The organism is Nocardia sp. NPDC049149 (assembly GCF_043197455.1).
In the GTDB taxonomy this organism is placed as follows: domain Bacteria; phylum Actinomycetota; class Actinomycetes; order Mycobacteriales; family Mycobacteriaceae; genus Nocardia.
Map to the genome: position 1 here is coordinate 82,822 of NZ_JBICTD010000018.1, position 17,664 is coordinate 100,485.

Genomic DNA, 17,664 nt, shown 5'->3' on the forward strand with positions numbered 1-17,664 from the left:
CCGGCCTGAGTCAGGTCAGGCTCTCGCGACCGGTCTGATGGAAGCGTCCATGGCCGAGCGGACAGCCAGAAGGCCGGGTGGCAGCGGGCATTCAGTCATGTCGGCAAACGGTTGCATCGTCGACTCCGGCCAGTCCACCGACCAGGCATCGAAAGTGCGGCGACCGAGCATGACGGTGTCCTGGTCTGCGATGACGCGGCCGAGGTTGTCGACGAGGCGTTCGTCGGCGCCGCCCATCCAGTCGCTTCGACCGGGGTCATCGGCGAACCCGTCGAGGGACATCAGTTCGTAGAGGACGACTTTGCGTATCGGAGTGCTTTTCGGTTCGGTTATGTCGCGTCGATCGTGCGGAGCGAGCAGGGTGGAGGGGAATGGCCGGATCGGCATAAACGGGTGGCCCGATGCGAGAGTGGTGAAGATGATGAGGCGGTGCTGCTGCACACGTTCGACGATGCTGTTTGCGCCGCCTGGACCAATTGTGTTCGTTGGAGAACCGCCCGGATAGGTTGTTCCGGGCGGTTCTTCATCCGGTTCAGAGTTGTGTCGTGCTGTCAGCTGCGTCGGCGGTACCGCAAGTGGGTGACGGTCGGGGACGCGATAACTTCTACTGGCTCGAGCGCGAGGCCGTCCACGCCGTCGAAGAGTCTTTCTCCAGCACCGAGTACCGTCGGTACAAGGTGCAGGACCAGTTCGTCGAGTAGTCCGGCGGCAAGATACTGCCGAACGGCGCCAGCTCCACCGGCGATCTCGACATCCTTGCCGCCAGCGGCTTCACGTGCTTGCTTCAGCGCAGACTCGATGCCGTCGTCGACGAAGGTGAATGTGGTGCCGCCCTCCATGGTCACGGGCGCGCGCTGGTAGTGCGTGAGCACGAATACCGGTGCATGGTAGGGCGGTTCGGGGCCCCACCATCCGTTCCATGTCAGATCCCATTCGCCGCGACCGGGGCCGAACATGTTGCGACCCATGATGTGCGCGCCGGTGCCGGCATGTAGGTCGGTCAGCAGCTGTCCGTCTCGTTCCCGACCTGGCTGCTCAGTTTCGAACATCCACGCCGTCAATGCGTCTGCGCCAACGCCGAACGGATGTTCGGCGTCTTGCTGAGGACCGGCGGTATAACCGTCGAGAGAAATTGCCAGATTCGCAGTAACAATACCCAAGTTCACATCGGCATGGTAGCGCGTTTTCGCGGCGAATCCATCGGCAGGCGTTGGAATATTTCGACTGGAGAGCATGGCCTGAGAGTGTCCAGATATGCATAGGTATGTCATCAATATCTACGTCATCAATACCTATGCAATACTGACCGTCCTTACACCGTCGGGCTGCGCCGACCACGTTGTCACCGATGAACTGGTCTCGTTTTCGCAATCCATCGGAAAATCCCGGTATCGCGGCGGTGCGAGAGCGATACGCCTCGATCATCGTGCTGCTATGGCCGGTGTCGTCGGAGATTTCGAGTCGGTGCAGAAACTGCTGCAGATCTGGCGCTGGGGTTCCTCGCCGAGGACCGTGCGGTAGCCGTGATCGGCCCTTTCGCTCAGGGCGCGAGGAATCGTTGTAGCTGGGCACTTACCTCGCGGGGATTCTCTTCGGGGAGGAAGTGACCTCCCTCGATCGCCATTCCGTCAACATCAGACTCCCATCGTCGCCAGATGTCGAGCGGGCTGTCGTACCAGCTGGCTACTGCGCCTTCACGATCCCAGAGCGCGAGTACCGGGCACCGGATCGGATTGTTCCCGCGATCGGTGTGGTCGTTCTGGCAATCCAGCGTCGCGGCCGCGCGGTATTCCTCGCAGATCGCATGCACGGTCGCGGGGTTCGAGAACTTCGAAATGTACTCTGCCCGAATGCTTTCGGAGAAGGCTTCGGGGTGCGCCGACCATGAGTCGAGCATATGGTTGACGATCATCGCGGGAGCATTGCGGAGGAGCGTTTCCGGGATCGGTGCCGGCGCAGCCAGGAACGACCAGACCCAGTATCCGAGGCTGAACTCCATGTCGGCGTTCTCGAACGCGTCGAGGGTGGGGACGATGTCGAGTACGGCGAGACGGGTGACCGCATCGGGATGATCGAGCGCCATCCGATAGGCGCACCGCGCACCCCGGTCATGGCCCACGACGGCGAAACTGGTGAATCCAAGTGCTGCCATCACCTCGACCTGGTCGAGCGCGATGGCGCGCATAGCGTAAGGTGCGTGGTCTTCGGTACTCGCCGGAGTTCCACTGTCACCGAAGCCGCGAAGATCGGTCGCGACAACGGTGTGGTGTTGCGCGAGCACGGGAGCCACCCGGTGCCACATCAGATGCGTTTCCGGAATCCCGCGCAGCAGCAGGACGGGAGGCCCTTCGCCGCCGCAGCGTCCATGGATGGTGGTACCGGTAACAGTGAGGTCGAACTCAGTGAAGCCGTCGAACATGATGCCTGCCCTCCTATCAGGCGTATTGACATCTTGTGGCACGGCAAACAATCGCGACAATCGGTCCATGCGGCTCGAAAATCATCCTTGGGTCGGACCTTGTCGGATCACATGACGACTCCGTCGTGCTTGGTGCCGGACATGCTTTTCCTACTGTCTTGGAAAGAATGCAGCAGGTGCTCGGCGGTGTCGCGGTCGCCGGTGATGGTCACGTCGCCTGACCGTTCGGCGTCGGCGACTGTGCGTTCGGCGAACACGAGTGACTGCATGGTGGTAGCGGTCGTGGTGATAGTGATGTCGGCGCCGTCGACCTCGGCGCGTTTGGCCAGGAGTTGCCTGTTCTTGATCGTCAGCCGGAAATGGTCATCGTCGAGGCGTAGCTGGACGACGGCGTCGGGAAGGGGCGCATCGTTGACGGTGAACTTGCCTGTCAAGGCGAGGATCAGGGCGTCGACGCCGAGATCCGGACTGGTGGTGTCGCTGAGGGGAGCATCCTCGCCCCATCGACGCAGTGCCATCAGCACGGGCTCGAGTTCGCGACCGCGGTCGGTCAGTTCGTAGGCTGAGGTGCTGCTCGGCGCGAACCTGCGCCTGCGCACGAGGTTCGCGTGTTCCAACTCGCGCAGGCGTTGGGACAGAACGTTTTCGCTGATGCCTGGCAGTCCGCGGCGCAGGTCGCTGAACCGTTTCGGACCGAGGAGTAGTTCACGTACCACCAACAGTGCCCAGCGCTCCCCGATGAGGCCCAGCGCTCGGGCGATGCCACACGGGTCGTCATAGCCAAGCATCGGATCATCCGAGTAGGAACGCTTGCGCTTTCGCAGTGACCACTCCTAATGTAGGAGCAGCAACTGGGCGACGCACAGCCGCCGCCCTCATGGCCGTGGCCAGGGTCGGCCGACTATGCGGCACAACGGGTTACGGCCCGAGAGACGAACTGCATCGACGTGAGGCGTACGCCGCGCAACATCCCATCACGGGCAACTATCGTGCCGGTAAGACGTTTTCGCGTTTCATTGGATGTTCGCAACGCTAGCCTTGGACAGACTCTTCCGTTCGAAGGAGCACTGTGGAAATTCAAGACGTGACACCCATCGAACCCGCTGCCGAATCCGATCTGTCCCCTGCCGTGGTCCGGGTGCGGGAAGTCCCCGCTGCGCTCGACGCCCGCACCGCTCTGCTCGAAGCCATCGCTCTGGAGGCCCGTGCGATCGGTGACGCCAAGCACGGCAAGGCATCTGAGGCGCTGTACCAGCTCGCCCAGGCGTATTCGATGCTGTCCACCACGCCGGTTCCGCTGGGCACAGATGGCTCGAGCATGCCCGCACCTGTTCAGACCAGAGCAGGCGGCCACCAGGTCGGCCTGTGCCTCGAACTGGAGCCATGAAGTCGCTACCCGATCACGCGGTGCCTTACTGGGCGAGCCGCGCCAAATTGTGGAGGTGGTCGGCGAGGAGTCTGCTCTCGTCGGGGGCGGAATCTGCGGTATCAATGGTGAGCTGGCCGTCGTAGGTTGTGATGACGTGTGCCGCCAGCGGTGACATCAGCGTGTTCGGCATGGCGGGGAGGAAGTCTTCGATGGTGAGGTCGGCGGGGGTGGCGAACCGGGGAATGACGCCCCAATTCGTCGACACCACTATTCTCGACAGGCCTTCGGCGCTGGTGAGTAGTTCGTCGGCGCTGCTCATGAACTGGTCACTCCCGGTGAACAATTCACCGGTGGCGAGTCCCTCGCGCAGCGTGCTGGTGACACTCCGGGCCAGCGCGAGGAGGTCGTCGTCGCTGTGCGGGTCGGCGACGAAGTGGGCGATTCCCAGCACGTTGGTCCCCTCCGGGTAGCCGATCCGCGGGGTGAGTCTGGTCCGCAGATCGACCGGGTAGGTGTAGTGGAGGGTGTCGATGTCGATGCCGCGGCTTTGTGCGGTGGCCGCCAGCAGTGCGGCGGAGACCAGCCCGTTGATCGTGGTCTCATGGCTACGCCCGGTCGCGAGGAGGGCCACGGTGTCTGCGGCAGACAGTCGAATGCGAACGCGTTCGGGCGGGTGCGGCGGATTGTCGACGCCGGGGAAGGCTGCGAACGCGTCCAGGTCCGATAGGTCGGTGAGGGGAACGGCGTCGATGCCGCGCTGATCGAGTAGCTGCTCGAGCGAATAGGGGAAGTCATGACGCTGCGGCGCGGTCGCGGTGTAGGCGGCGCAGGCGGTATAGAGCTTCCACAGTTCGGATAGCAGGTACAGCGAGTGGTGGCCATCGGCGATGGAGTGATGGGTCAGCAATGTGACCACGGCGGTGTCGCCGTTTCCGTGCACCGTATGTATCGCTGCGGCATGGCCTTTCAGCTCAGGTAGTCCGAACAGCGGGTCATCGATAGGGCCCGCCACTTCATCGATCGCGGCAGGTAGTCCTGGGGCCGCCTCGATGGACGGCTGGTTCGTGGGGTCGAGCACCAGTCGGGCGGACAGGATCGGATAGGTCTTGCGCAGGATTTCGAATGCTTGCGCCAGTGCCGCCGAGTCGAGTGTGCCGCGGACCTGCGTGGCATATCCGATGTAGACCCCGGACCGGAAATAGAACACCTCGCTCGGTGCGAGCGTGCGAACCAACAGTTGTGGTGACGTCATGACTCGGCTCCTTCGACTGCACGGGGTAGAGAAGCCTGAAACCAACCCCCAGCGGCACTGATAGGGGAGGTCGGCTACCCTTAGGCTAACCGTCTGTGTCAGACTCTGCCATGTTGTCTATATCTGCCATGTAGGTAATTTCTGTCACTTTGTTAGGGTGGAGTGATGCAGAACACAGATGCTTCAGTGGAGCGCCGAAGTCCGGATCTGCGGGCGCGCCGGCGACGGCAGACCGAGCTCGAGATTCACACGGCCGCAGTGACATTGGCTGCTGAGCGTGGCACGGACCAGGTGACCGTCGATGACATCGCCGCGCGCGCCGGGGTGTCCGCGCGCACGTTCTTCCGATACTTCGCCACCAGGGATCGCGCGCTCGTGCACGACCGGTGGGGGTTCGACGACGCCATCGACGAGCTGTTCACTCGGAAGGCTCCTCACGAAGTGCGGTTGCGCGATATCGAAGAGGCATTCGGCAGTGTGCTGGCAAATATGGACGACAGCGCGGACGTCGAGGCGACGGCGTCCATGTACAAGATCCTCATGTCCTCGCCGCAGCTGATGGGGGCGGCAACGGCCAGGGCGAACGAGCGCACCGACGGACTGCTCGAAACCATTCCCGCCGCGGAACGCTCGCGGGTGCGATTCATGCTCGCCGTCGCCGGCACGGTCCTGTTCGCCGCCTTCACCGAGTGGAACGAAACGGGTGTGCCCACAGGCGCTTCCGGCACTCGGTCCCTGCTTGCCGCCTATCGGCGCTTGTGTGGTGAGCTCCCGGCCCTCTGAACGTGAACGTGCCGAACGGGCGAAATATCTGGCGCGCTACCCGAGGTGGTGTGAGTGATATCCCACCTCTCGTTCTCGAATTCCGTCTCGCGGGGGAGTAGCGTCCATTGTTCTGTACGGCGTAAGGGCTCTCGTGAACAATCTCGATCTGGCAAATGCCATTTCCGATTTCGACAAGGCGGTTGTCGAGCTACTGCGGGCCTCGGGCTGGCTCTATCATGTGCATCGCACCGTGTCACCGGATCGATCGGTAGCACTGGATCTGCTGAGGATCGCCGAAGCCAGGCTCACCGGTGTGACCTTGAGCGGGGGAGTGTTCGAGCACCTGTACCACGAGGCCGCATAACCCTGCCGAGTGTCCGACGCGCGGTGGTTGGCTACCTGGTCGAACGGCATCGGCTACCTGTCGTGTCGTCCATCGAGTGTAAACGTAACTGGGAGAGGGTAATTCGCGTATAACGCGGACGCTGAAGTCGTTTGCGTGCTCTGATGAAGAAGCCGCACGCCAGCACCGCGAAGGGACGCCTGTCATGCCTGATGAGGATCGCTTGGTCGACTGGTACGACTGGTCGGGCAAGGAGGACGGCGACTACCCACATCCGGCCGGCGACACCACCAAGTTCATGTCGTGCGTAACCCGTACGCACGCTACGAGCGCAATTGCCCACCAGGAACACATTTCGATCCTGAACGGGGGCAGTGCGTATAAAGACTCCCGGGGGATCCTGGAGTCACGTACTACCCCAATCCAGTTGAAGCGCCACATGTTCCGATGCAGACCCTCGGGCGTATGTCAGCGTCAGATGTTGGTGTCGGCCCGCCACTTCTGACTGGCCTTATCCCGGCAAACCACGGCAGGGACCCACAGCCGACCCTGCAGGTCGGCTATCCCGGCGTCCGCGCACGAAATAAAGCCTTGACGATCAAAAGGACCGACGGAAAGCCGCCCCTGCTGGTCGAATGTCCATTGCAGACTGCCGGGCTTCCAGCGGAACTTGGAGCATTCGCCCGCGCTCAGAAACGCGCCAATGGTCGAGGTGACTCCTATGCAGTCGCCGGTCTTGTCGTTGACGATATGTTTGCTGGCCGGTTCGTATCGGAGCCGCTGTGCACTGTTGTACATGTCGCACTTCTGCTGTAAAATGTTGGGTTCTTCAGGGTGGTCTTCCAGCGGCACGATTGTCCAGCACCGGTCGTTGAATTTCTCGGATCGTATGCTGAAGGGGACCTTCGGAAAATCTGCGTTGGCGGGTTGCGGTGCGAGTGCCGGTACGCTCACCGCGGCAAGCACCAGCAGTGCGGCGCCGAGCGCGGGTCTGAGGCAATGCATCGATGAACTCCTGTCCTGTGTCGTCAGAGCCGGGACACCCGCCGATTGCCGAACACCTCCGAAGCCGGCGCTCACGAGTGTCGCTGTTCTCGCTACCTCTCGGCGGACCGAAACATGGGGACGCTCGTGTTCCGATCGGCCGTCAGTGCACGCCGGTAAGCAGTCCCCTTCGACAGCAGGACGCGATCTTGCGTCGACGAGAGGTGTCGATGTGATCTTCGTTGCCGGGGCGAGCGCGGATGGTTCCGGATGACACATTCTCCAACCACGCCACCAGCTCCCAGCGGCACCGCATCTCCGCAGGCGTGTCGGCCGACTGCGTCTTCTGTGATACCGCCATCGGATGTGCGGCCTTTGTGAACATCGTTGTCCCACACGAAGACTCGACTGCGTAGCTAGTCCAGTCCGGAAGCCTTCAGCAGCCGCGCCAAGTCTCGCCTGATCAGGTGATGGTTGCGGCGGGCCAGGCGTTGCAGGGTCTGGTGGGCCATCGAGTCGTACCGGATGCCTTCGGGGCAGGCGCGCTCGGCTTGTTGCAGCGCGAAGACGGCGGCGAAGTCTGCTCCGCGCAGGCTGTACGCGTAGGCGGTGGTCAGGTAGTAGAGGGCTTGCAAGTCGGCTGAGGCGTCCTCCGGTAGCTCCACCTCAGCGGCGAGTCGTATCGCGTCATCGGCGTGGCCGAGCTGTATCGCGATGTTCATCGCGGTGATCGCCACTTCGGTATCGCCGAACCACACTCTCGGGTCGGCGCCGTTGCCGTGGAGCTTTCGGCGATTTCCCGTGCTTTCTGCCCGAGGCGCGGCACGGTGATCGGATGTATTCCGGAGGGCGGCGACATCGAGGGCGGTCGACGCGGCCTTCCCGGCTATCCGAGTCAGGTTACGGCCGGATGCGTTCGAGTGGGACGTGCGATCGATAGTCGCCGTGTGGCCGAACTGGTTGGTATCCAAAGCAATTGGCGTACCAGTCTGTACGTTGTTCAGCGGCACGGCGTGCACTGTCGTTCAATCTTCGTGCACCGACAATCAATTGGCGGACCAGAATGCAACGTAGTGTTCCAGCTCGGGCGGATCATCGACCCCCCTCCTCGGTGATCTGCCTAGTCGAGAACAACCACGGCACGGTGTTCTGGTATCGGGTGTCTGCTACACGTCGAGGCGTGTAGCAGACATCCTCGGAGGGATGCGGCGCGGATCGTCAGCGTGGATGCAAGGGTGCGCTGGGCAATGCTCCGGTGAGTTGCATGATCTTGTTGGAAAGACGCAGACCGGTCGCCACGCTTCGGAGTCACTAAAGAGGCACCCCCGGCACTGTCCAAAATTCCCGCAGGCGGGTAAGACTCGCGCTGGTGCAACGATTTTCACTGATCGACCACCGCGCGGACCGGTGCCTGCTCCACATCGACGGCATCATTGGCGGGGTGTGCAGCAGACACCGTCACCAGAACACCGTGCGAGGTGGTTCTCAGTGCGCGGTTGGCTGCCGTGGTAGCGCAGCTACTCCGGTAGTTCCCCGGATTTGAACCATACGACGCCAGGGCAACCGATAATTGGTTGTCAGTGCACGCTCATTGGCCGACCGTGCACGGTTGAACCCGAGTGGGTAGGTGGAGGACGGTTTGGCGCTGATCTTGGACACCGACCGATATGATCCGCGGGACCGGGTCGATGTGGTAGCGACCGCTGTGCAGGAGTCTACCGCGCCGTCGCACGTGGTGGTTCAACGTTCGGGCGGAGTGGTCCACGCGCGTTACCACCGCTGGCAGTTCGGGCAGGTCGGCCTGCAGCGGTCGTCGAATTCCGGACTCGGCGTCACCCGCACGCCGAAACAGATCCGGAGTTCGTCGTCTCCGGGACTCTTGGTCATAGTGCAGACGAGGGGCACTACTCGCCTGACCTATCCTGACACGCAATACGAGGCCTCAGCGGGTCGATTGTTCGTCATGTACCTCGATCTGCCCTACTCAGTAGACTGGCGGGGCGGCGAGTCAGCGAACCTGATTGTCCCAACCGATAAAATAGATCTGCCGATCGAAACGATTCGCGCCGCCCTCAGCGGATGCCAACACAGTCCACTGTATGACATGACTGCCAACAGCATTGTCCTGCTGGCAAACTCCGCAGATGAACTCGAGCGCGATTTCGCTGCGCCAGAACTAGGGGATTCGCTAGCTCAATTGACGCGCACTTTCTTGATGTCGGCAGCTGCGCGCGGAAACGAGGACGGGACATCCTTTCCCGAGGATATCCTGATGACCCAGATTCGCGACTACGTTCAGCGTCGGCTCAGTGACCCCAATCTGAGTCCGGCGGAAGTAGCTCGTGACCACAACATTTCGGTGCGCCACATGTACAAGGTCTTCGCCCGCGCTGGATTCAGCCTCGAGCAGTGGATCATCGACCAACGCTTGGCGCGCGTGCACAGCGACCTCGCGCTGGCCAGCAATAGGCACCGCTCGATCGCGGCGATCGGCTACAGCCACGGCCTGCGCGATCCCTCCCATCTCACCCGACGTTTCCGCGCCACCTACGGCATCACACCGAGCCAGTGGCGAAAGGACGCCCTCGAACGTCCGGACTCGACAGAATCCGGATCGCAGTCCGACTGACCTAATATTGCAACGACACCTCGCCGACCCGGACGACTGGGTGCGTAAGGAGATCCGCACTGCACTGCTGCGGGGCATCACCGTCGTTCCGGCCCATTCACCGCTGTGGCGTCCCAGCGCAATACGCGACGGACGTCACCATCCAGAGTCGACCAGAATGCGGTGGTACTCCGTTTTCAAGCTTGCGCAAAGTATGCCCGCGCACCGGTATTCTCGGCTGACGACAGGACCAGCTAACAGTTGCGCGGCAGTACCTTCTGCATATGTGGAGTGAATCCAGCACCGCTGCTGTTTCAGGCCATCCATCCAGGCGTAACTGTGTTTTCTTGGCGAAGGTAGTAGTGGGTCTACCTGATTCAGTCTGTCTATAACTGAAGACCTCTCCACCGGTGAAGGTAGTGGGCCATTTTCCGAGCGAGCGACATTGCGGCTATGATGCATCGCTGATGCCTTCGTGTGACTACAGCAATGCGGTCTGTGCTCACGGTATCTCCTTCGACAGTCAACCGGGCTTCTCGACGAAGCCGCGTCAGAGTGAGGCCGATGGACGACGTTGCCGCTCAACTGCTCCGTCAGCTTAGGACGCGGTTGCAGAATGATTCACTTCCGCGTTATGGCAGGGCAGCTGCAAGCAGGATAGAAGGTATAGGCAACGATATCGAGCATTTCGCCGACAAGGTCGAAAATTAGACCGGCGGGATTTTCCTGGCCTGCACGCGGGGGGTGATCCAGCAGAGCTGAGTCAGCTGATTGCATACCGCCTCATTCCGACTGCGTCGAAACTCCAGGCCGAGCCTGAGGCGGCGTTGGAGTGCAGGATTCGGTGCGTCCGCTGGCAGCAGCGGTCGCTGCTGCGGTGACGGAGGCAATGTCAGCCGCGCTTCCCGCGGAGGTCGCTGGCAATGACCCGCTGATCCGACGCTCGGAACACGCCGATTTCCAGTCCAATGTTGCACTCTCGCTGGCCAAACGACTCCGACAGCCGCCCGGCGAGGTGGCCTCGGCGATCCGCGAACGCATCGTCGATGACTTCGTCGCGTCGGTCGCCTTGTCCGGGCCGGGTTTTCTCAATATCGATCTCAACGATGCGCCGATCTGGAACCAGTTGCGTGACCGCACCGGTTCCCGCTTGGGTGTGGGACGACCCCTGCTCGGCCAACGAATAGTGATCGACTACTCCTCACCCAACATCGCCAAACAGATGCACGTCGGCCATCTGCGGACCACTGTCATCGGGGACGCTTTGGTTCGGGTGCTGACGTTCCTGGGCGCTGAGGTGATCAGGCAGAATCATCTGGGAGACTGGGGAACTCAATTCGGGATGCTCATCCAGTACATCGACGAACACCCCGAAGCCAAATGGCATCAGCGTGAGCTGGGCGAGAACGCCGATGCCCCGATCGCGGCGTGGTCGGCGTAGCTACTCCAAGCCCAGCACGGCCACTGCACACGATGCGGCGAGCTACTCCTGCACGCCGAGCACCCGCCACAAACCCCGGGCGAATGGGAACAGTGGCTGGCGGCGACCCGCAAGGCAATCACCAACAACGCCATCACCTTACGGGACCGGGCACCGAACCAATCCGAACTCCGTCTCATCCACACACGCTGCCGACAACGGCAGCCCGACACCACATCAGCCCGCCAAGGGCTTGCCTTGAGCCGGATGCATGGAAATCGTGCACGTCCGGTTCTGAGGGGGGCCGGGCGCAGCAATGCGCCCGGCCTACCCGGCAATATGTGATGGTTACGGAGTCGCCCACACCCGCACGGTGTTGTCGGCGCTGCCGGTGGCCAGCAGTGTGCCGTCCGGGCTGAATGCGACTGAGCAAATCTTGTCGGTGTGGCCAGTGAGAGGTTGGCCGACAGGTTGACCGGTGGTCGTGTTCCACAGTCGGACGGTTCTGTCGTCACCGCTGGAGGCCAGTAGCGTCCCCTTCGGGCTGAACGCGACCGTTTGCACATGGTCGGTGTGGCCGGTCAATGGTGGTCCGACAGGTTGACGGGTGCGGGCATCCACTAGCTGCACCGCATTGTTGTCGCTGATCGCCAGTCGTGTGCCGTCCGGACTGAACGCCATCGACCGAGCGCGGCGCTGGTTGAGGGGCTGTCCGTCGGGTTGGCCGGTACGGACGTTCCACAACTGCACCATATCGTCGTCGCCGACGCCGGAAACGGCCAGCAGCGCGCTGTCCGAGCTGAACGCGATCGCACCCAAGTTGACGTTGGTGTTGTTGTGGAAGAGCTGCACCTGTGCACGGGTTCGCGCATCCAATATCTGCACCCAATAGCAGTGGCAGCCGAGGGCGATCAGGGTGCCGTCTGGGCTGAACGCCACCTCATCTGTGTAGAGGTCGTTGGGGAGGGGCGGCCCGTCGAGTTGGCGACTGCGCACATTCCAGAACCGCACCGTGTCATAGCTACCGGATACCAGCGAGGATCCATCGGCGCTGAACGCCACTGAGGCAACGGAATTGGTGTGGCCGGTGAGCGGCGCTCCGTCGAGTTGGCGACTGCGCACATTCCATAGTCGCACCGTCGTGTCGGCACTGCTCGAAGCCAGCAGTGTCCCGTCGGGGCTGAACGCGACCGAGTTCACGCGATTCGTGTGCCCGGTGAGGACGGCGATTCCGTTGTCCGAGTTCGGGGCTGGTTCTGATCCGGATCGGAACGTGGCGATTCCGTTGTCCGAGTTCGGGGCTGGTTCCGATCCGGATCGGAACGTGACGGTTCCGGCGGCAACCCCGGCAGCGGCGACCGGCAGCCCGAGAGCAGCACCGATCAGCAGCCGGCGGCTGACCCGACGCGACGCGGTCGCCGGTTTCGGCACCGGTGGCATAGCAGACACGGCGGTGACCGCGGCCGGTCCGGTATCGGGTGTCGGCACAGCGACGCGCGACTGCGTGCGCAGCCGAGATCTGCCCGACCCGCTCGTACTCCCGACCGACAGTGCCTGCGCCGCGGCGTCGGCGAAGTCTGTGCAGGTGGGGTAGCGGTCGGCGGGGCGTTTGGCCAGTGCGGTCGCGATCACCACATCCATGCCGGCAGGCAGATCAGGGCGCAGGCTGCTCAATGCAGCAGCGTTGTCGTGGAGGTGGGCAGCCATGACGGCGATGTGGTCAGCACGGGGGAACGGCGGCTGCCCGGTGAGTAGCTGGTAGAAAGTGGCACCGAGGGAATAGATGTCGGCACGATGGTCGGCGGTCTCGTTGAGGAAACGTTCCGGCGCTGCGTAGGCGAGCGTTGCGGCAACGCTGGACAGGGTGACCGTGTCATCGAGGGTGCGGGCGATACCGAAGTCGGTGAGCACGGCGCGTTCCCCGGCACGTGGGTCGCGATCGACGAGCAGGTTGGCGGGTTTCACATCCCGGTGTAGCACGCCGCTGCGATGCGCGAAGTCCAGGGCGTGCGCGGCGTCGACGATCAACGAGACCGCCCGCTCCGCGGCCAGCCCCTCGGGCGCCTCGGCCAACAGCGTGTTCGCGTCACCACCTTCGATGTGTCGCATCGTTAGCCACAGCGCCGGGTCGCCGGGGTCGCTGCGGTCATACACCGCAACGATGTTGGGATGATCCAGCCGCGCGGCCAGCGCCGCCTCACGCTCGAACGCGGCGCGCGCCTTCGCATCGGCCGCGAACCCATCGTGGAGAACCTTCAGTGCGACACGACGATCCAGCCGCGGATGCCACGCGAGATACACCGACCCCATACCACCCGCACCGAGGAGCCGTTCAATGGTGTAGCCCGCGAAAACCGCTCCCACCCGCAACTGCACACCGACTCCTGATCTGTCTCAAACGCACCGCTGTACTCCCGCGGTACCGTCCGCGGGAGTACCTAACCCAACGACCCACCATCAACGACTCAACCTTGCCTGACGGCGGAACACGTTCTCCAGCGAACCAGCACTCGACCGCTCGGGGGTCATTAAGCCGTCATGAGCCCGTCATCGATCTCATTCCCGCAGATAGGGAAAGGAATTCCGGCGCGAGTGTCCGTCGATCCCACCGTCAGCGCGTGCTCGCGGTCCTTTCAGCGCAGGGCTGAGATGCCCTTCAGAACAATGTCGCTTCCAACGAGGAATTGTTCGCGTTGTCGTGCTCGCGCAGCTGCGTGACCGCCGCGCGCACGAACGGGTACCGGGCAGGGTTCATCGCGCTGCGGCGTGGTCGAGGCGGTCAGGCGCCGCATTCCGCGCGCACGAGGAAGCCGTGCGGCGCGCCAGGGGTGTCGCGGGGGAGGTCGGGATGCGGCCAACGGCCGAATTGGGTTCCCACGGTACTCATCAGGATGACTTCGGGTCGCCAGCCGCGTGTGGTGAGCAGGTCCTCGGGCCGGTCGGTGCCGAAGAGCCACGGTGCCTGCAGTGTCACCATGCGGTCGAGTAGGGGGCGCATGGCCGGATGTTCCAGGAACGACCGTCCGACGACATCCATGTGCAGGCGACTGCCGGGCGCCGACAACGCGGTGACCCGGTCGAGCAGGCGAAGCACGTCGGACTCGGGCAGGTATTGGGTCAGGCCCTCGATCAGCCATTGCGTTGGTGCGTTCGGATCGAAACCGGCGGCGAGCAGTGGTCCGGTCCAGTCGCTCGCCAGGTCGACGCCCACCGGCACTCGGACACATCGGGGTGCTGCGTCGATGAGTTCAGCCTTGACCGCGAGCACGGCAGGCCGGTCGAGTTCGAACACCGTGGTGCCTGCCGGAAAATCGAGCCGAAAGGCGCGGGAATCCATACCTGCGGCAAGGATGCAGATTTGGAACGGGCCTGGCGCGGCAAGCATGTCGTCGAAGTATCGCGTCCGCACCACGATGGCCGGATTGTCGCCGAACTCGTCGAGCAGCTCCTGGCCGGCCACCCCCGCGAGGCGGGCCGCGAACGGATCATCGAAGAGGCGGTCCGGACGCGCCGACTCCACGGCGCGCATGCGGGCTGTCAGTCGCCCGGTGAGAGCTACCGGGTCGAGGGTGTCGGTGCCGGTGGAATCTGAGGTCTGCTCATGGTCTGCCATAGTGGGAGTGTCACGCGGAGTTGGCAGATCCGGGATGGATGCACGTCCAACGTGACGGATTCCGAAGATTCGGGGGCAACTTTGGTGGATTCACTCGACAAGCAGTTGGTACATGCGCTTGCCGTCGATGGTCGAGCGTCATTCAGCTCGATCGCGGAGGTGCTCGACTGCTCGGACCGGACGATCGCGTTCCGATACCGCAAGCTCAGGGCTGCGGGGCTACGAGTGGTCGGTGCCCTCGACGGTCGACGACTCGGCTACGTCGAATGGCTGATCCGCATCAGCTGTGCCCCGGATGCGGCGCTTGAGGTGGCGACCGCGCTGGCGCGCCGCGACGACACATTCTGGGTCCACCTGGCGTCGGGCGGTACGGAAATCGTCTGCATCACGCGGACGCGCGGTGCCGGAGATCAATTGTTGCTGGAAAAGCTCAGTCGCACACCGCGAATCATCGGCGTCACGGCACAGTGCATGCTGCGTGGGGTAGCCGGCGTGGGTGGGTGGCCCGGTCGGCTCGTTGCGTTGAGTCCGGACCAGGTCGCGCGCCTGCGCCCAGTCGAGAGCACCGGTGGTTCCAATGAACCCGAGCCGGTCGAGTTCACCGATGCGGACCGGTCGCTGATGCAGGCCCTGGCGGTGGACGGCCGGACCGGGTACCCGGGTCTGGCCGCCGTGACGGGCTGCTCGGAGTCCACCGTGCGGCGGCGATTGGCGCAACTGCGGCAAGACGGAGTGCTCTACTTCGACATCGACCTGGATCCAACCTGGTTCGGCTACCACTGTCACGCGATGTTGTGGCTCACCGTCGCGCCCGCCGAATTGGCCTGCGTCGCAGACACACTCGCCAGGCACGTGGAGATCGCCTACGCTGCGGCCACCACCGGGACCACCAATCTGGTGGCGTTCGCGGTATTCCACGACCTCGACGCGCTGTACGACTATCTGGCCAGCCGCATCGGCGCCCTGGACGGCGTGCTTCGAGTCGAGTCGTCACTCATCGGCCGTCAGGTCAAACTCGCAGGCGCACACGTCAAGACCTGACCAGCTCGACTGCGTTGGGAAACAGGCAGATTCAGCAGCCTCGACGCGCTTCTGCCGACAAACCTCCACAGGATTCGCTATCAGCTCATACCGCTGTCGCTCTTCTCATCCGGGGATGGGATCGAACGCTGCAGTGCGGTCTTGTCGCCGAATCGGCCCTATACGGCCGCTCGGCGCGCGGAGTGAGCGCGCGGCTTGGCGCGCGATTGCCCTTGCGCCAGACCGCCGTTGCGACGGCCGCCGCCTTGGCGCGGTCCGCCATTGCTCCGGCGCGGTCCGCCACTGTTTTGGCGCGGTCCACCACTGCTGCGGCGGTCGTCTTCCCGTGCTGCCCGCTCACTGTATGTGGGGGCGACGAATGGGGCAATCGTGCCGACGAGCTCGGCTACCACGGGCGAATCGGCGGTGACCCGTTGCGGGGTGACAGTGATCTTGGCCTTGCGCATGAGGTCGGCCAGGTCGCGTCGTTCGCCGGGCAGCACCAGGGTGATCACTTCACCGGAGTTGCCTGCCCGTGCGGTACGGCCCGAACGGTGCAGGTATGCCTTGTGTTCGGCGGGCGGATCCACGTGTACGACCAGCTCGACGTCGTCGACGTGCACGCCGCGTGCGGCCACATCGGTCGCCACCAGCACCCGGGCGTCACCGGCGGCGAAGATCGCGAGGTTGCGGTCGCGGGCGCCCTGCGAGAGGTTGCCGTGCAGGTCGACAGCCGGAATTCCGGCGAGGGTCAGCTGCTTGGCCAGTTTGCGAGCCTGATGTTTGGTGCGCATGAACAGGATTCGCCGGCCGGAGCCCGAAGCAAGCCGGTGTACGACCTCACGCTTGGCTTCGACGCTCGCGGTTTCGAAAACATGGTGGGTCATGGCGGCGACCGGGGAGTTCGCCTCATCGACGGAATGCAGCTTGGCATCCGGCAAGAAGCGGCTGACCAGCTTGTTGACGCCATTGTCCAGGGTGGCCGAGAACAGCAGGCGCTGACCATCATTCGGGGTGGCCGCGAGAATACGGGTCACGCCGGGCAGGAAGCCGAGGTCGGCCATGTGGTCGGCCTCGTCGATAACGGTGACCTCGACGGCATCCAGCGAGATCAGGCGCTGGTTCATCAGATCCTCGAGCCGGCCGGGGCAGGCGACGACAATGTCGACGCCGGCGCGCAGCGCCCGGATCTGCCGGTTCTGCGGGACGCCACCGAAAATCGTGGTGACGGTCATCCGATAGGCCGCGGCGAGGGGTTCCAGCGCGGCCGCGATCTGGGTGGCCAGTTCCCGAGTCGGCGCCAGCACGAGGCCGGTGGGGCGGCTGGGTGCGCGTCTGCCGGCGAGGCCGCCGCCCAGACGGTTGACCATCGGAATGGCGAACGCGAGCGTCTTGCCGCTGCCGGTTCGGCCGCGGCCAAGCACGTCGCGTCCGGACAGCGAATCGGGCAGGGTATCGGTCTGGATCGGAAAAGGTTCGGTGATTCCGGCGCGAGTGAGCGCCTTCACCAGGGGTGCGCTCACGCCGAGCGCGGCAAAAGAGATGTCAGCAGAAGTCATAGGTATTGCGGTGCCTTTCGGGCATCAGGTGGTGCCCGAGCCGTCTGCGGACCTGCGGGTCCGCGCCGGGGGCACGAATGGCGAGATTGCCGATGGGCAAAATCGATCGCCGTAAGAAGAGCGGATGCGGCAAGCGCTGGTTGCGAAGCGAATGCGATCTACGACGCTTGGCGTGACATGTCACGCGCTTGATCAACAGTAGCCTATGGTGAGCGGTTCATCCTCATCGGGTGACGTTTCTCGCCTCTCGCCAGGCTGCCGGGCTCACGGTTCCGGCGGACAGTGGCCACACTTGCCGGCGGCCGAAGGCGT

General features: G+C 63.5%; 17 protein-coding genes. 7 read left to right on the plus strand and 10 right to left on the minus strand.

Annotated elements, in window-relative coordinates:
- Window positions 1–15 precede the first annotated feature (15 nt).
- Together ACGFNJ_RS42430 and ACGFNJ_RS42435 are read right to left on the minus strand one after the other, a co-directional pair.
- Window positions 16–441: a hypothetical protein gene (locus ACGFNJ_RS42430; protein ID WP_393462028.1), complete on the minus strand. Its 426-nt coding sequence runs from the start codon at window positions 439–441 to the stop codon at window positions 16–18.
- Window positions 442–551: 110 nt separating this feature from the next.
- Window positions 552–1,235, minus strand: a complete 684-nt coding sequence (locus ACGFNJ_RS42435) for a dihydrofolate reductase family protein (RefSeq protein WP_393462030.1) — start codon at window positions 1,233–1,235, stop codon at window positions 552–554.
- 19 nt (window positions 1,236–1,254) lie between these two features.
- Between ACGFNJ_RS42435 and ACGFNJ_RS42440 the strand changes: the two genes are divergently transcribed.
- Window positions 1,255–1,521, plus strand: a complete 267-nt coding sequence (locus tag ACGFNJ_RS42440) for a hypothetical protein (protein ID WP_393462032.1) — start codon at window positions 1,255–1,257, stop codon at window positions 1,519–1,521.
- Window positions 1,522–1,540: 19 nt separating this feature from the next.
- Here ACGFNJ_RS42440 and ACGFNJ_RS42445 read toward each other — a convergent pair whose 3' ends face one another.
- Entirely contained in the window at window positions 1,541–2,419 is an 879-nt protein-coding gene (locus ACGFNJ_RS42445) for an alpha/beta fold hydrolase (protein ID WP_393462034.1), read from the minus strand.
- 107 nt (window positions 2,420–2,526) lie between these two features.
- Window positions 2,527–3,207 (minus strand): winged helix-turn-helix transcriptional regulator, encoded by a 681-nt coding sequence (locus ACGFNJ_RS42450; protein WP_393462036.1) that lies wholly within the window; start codon window positions 3,205–3,207, stop codon window positions 2,527–2,529.
- Between the two features lie 281 nt (window positions 3,208–3,488).
- Between ACGFNJ_RS42450 and ACGFNJ_RS42455 the strand changes: the two genes are divergently transcribed.
- Complete coding sequence (locus ACGFNJ_RS42455) at window positions 3,489–3,806, plus strand: hypothetical protein (protein ID WP_393462038.1); 318 nt, start codon at window positions 3,489–3,491, stop codon at window positions 3,804–3,806.
- A 25-nt stretch (window positions 3,807–3,831) separates the two neighbouring features.
- Here the strand turns inward: ACGFNJ_RS42455 and ACGFNJ_RS42460 are convergent, their stop codons facing one another.
- Complete coding sequence (locus ACGFNJ_RS42460; protein ID WP_393462040.1) at window positions 3,832–5,040, minus strand: hypothetical protein; 1,209 nt, start codon at window positions 5,038–5,040, stop codon at window positions 3,832–3,834.
- 165 nt (window positions 5,041–5,205) lie between these two features.
- On the opposite strand from ACGFNJ_RS42460, the gene ACGFNJ_RS42465 reads away from it, so the two are divergent.
- Window positions 5,206–5,823, plus strand: coding sequence for a TetR family transcriptional regulator (locus tag ACGFNJ_RS42465; protein ID WP_393462042.1), 618 nt, complete (start codon window positions 5,206–5,208; stop codon window positions 5,821–5,823).
- A 133-nt stretch (window positions 5,824–5,956) separates the two neighbouring features.
- Entirely contained in the window at window positions 5,957–6,169 is a 213-nt protein-coding gene (locus tag ACGFNJ_RS42470) for a hypothetical protein (protein WP_393462044.1), read from the plus strand.
- Between the two features lie 453 nt (window positions 6,170–6,622).
- Here the strand turns inward: ACGFNJ_RS42470 and ACGFNJ_RS42475 are convergent, their stop codons facing one another.
- Window positions 6,623–7,153: a hypothetical protein gene (locus ACGFNJ_RS42475; protein WP_393462046.1), complete on the minus strand. Its 531-nt coding sequence runs from the start codon at window positions 7,151–7,153 to the stop codon at window positions 6,623–6,625.
- Window positions 7,154–7,548: 395 nt separating this feature from the next.
- Entirely contained in the window at window positions 7,549–7,854 is a 306-nt protein-coding gene (locus ACGFNJ_RS42480) for a hypothetical protein (RefSeq protein ID WP_393462047.1), read from the minus strand.
- A gap of 917 nt (window positions 7,855–8,771) precedes the next feature.
- Between ACGFNJ_RS42480 and ACGFNJ_RS42485 the strand changes: the two genes are divergently transcribed.
- Together ACGFNJ_RS42485 and argS are read left to right on the plus strand one after the other, a co-directional pair.
- Window positions 8,772–9,761 (plus strand): helix-turn-helix domain-containing protein, encoded by a 990-nt coding sequence (locus ACGFNJ_RS42485; RefSeq protein WP_393462049.1) that lies wholly within the window; start codon window positions 8,772–8,774, stop codon window positions 9,759–9,761.
- Between the two features lie 856 nt (window positions 9,762–10,617).
- Complete coding sequence (gene argS, locus ACGFNJ_RS42490) at window positions 10,618–11,181, plus strand: arginine--tRNA ligase (protein ID WP_393462114.1); 564 nt, start codon at window positions 10,618–10,620, stop codon at window positions 11,179–11,181.
- Window positions 11,182–11,508: 327 nt separating this feature from the next.
- Here the strand turns inward: argS and ACGFNJ_RS42495 are convergent, their stop codons facing one another.
- On the minus strand, window positions 11,509–13,536 hold the full coding sequence (locus tag ACGFNJ_RS42495; RefSeq protein WP_393462051.1) for a WD40 repeat domain-containing serine/threonine protein kinase: 2,028 nt from the start codon (window positions 13,534–13,536) through the stop codon (window positions 11,509–11,511).
- Window positions 13,537–13,939: 403 nt separating this feature from the next.
- Window positions 13,940–14,773, minus strand: coding sequence for an SAM-dependent methyltransferase (locus ACGFNJ_RS42500; protein WP_393462053.1), 834 nt, complete (start codon window positions 14,771–14,773; stop codon window positions 13,940–13,942).
- Between the two features lie 51 nt (window positions 14,774–14,824).
- On the opposite strand from ACGFNJ_RS42500, the gene ACGFNJ_RS42505 reads away from it, so the two are divergent.
- Window positions 14,825–15,814, plus strand: coding sequence for an Lrp/AsnC family transcriptional regulator (locus ACGFNJ_RS42505; protein WP_393462055.1), 990 nt, complete (start codon window positions 14,825–14,827; stop codon window positions 15,812–15,814).
- Between the two features lie 158 nt (window positions 15,815–15,972).
- On the opposite strand, the gene ACGFNJ_RS42510 is transcribed toward ACGFNJ_RS42505, so the two are convergent.
- Complete coding sequence (locus tag ACGFNJ_RS42510; RefSeq protein WP_393462057.1) at window positions 15,973–17,352, minus strand: DEAD/DEAH box helicase; 1,380 nt, start codon at window positions 17,350–17,352, stop codon at window positions 15,973–15,975.
- Window positions 17,353–17,664 lie beyond the last annotated feature (312 nt).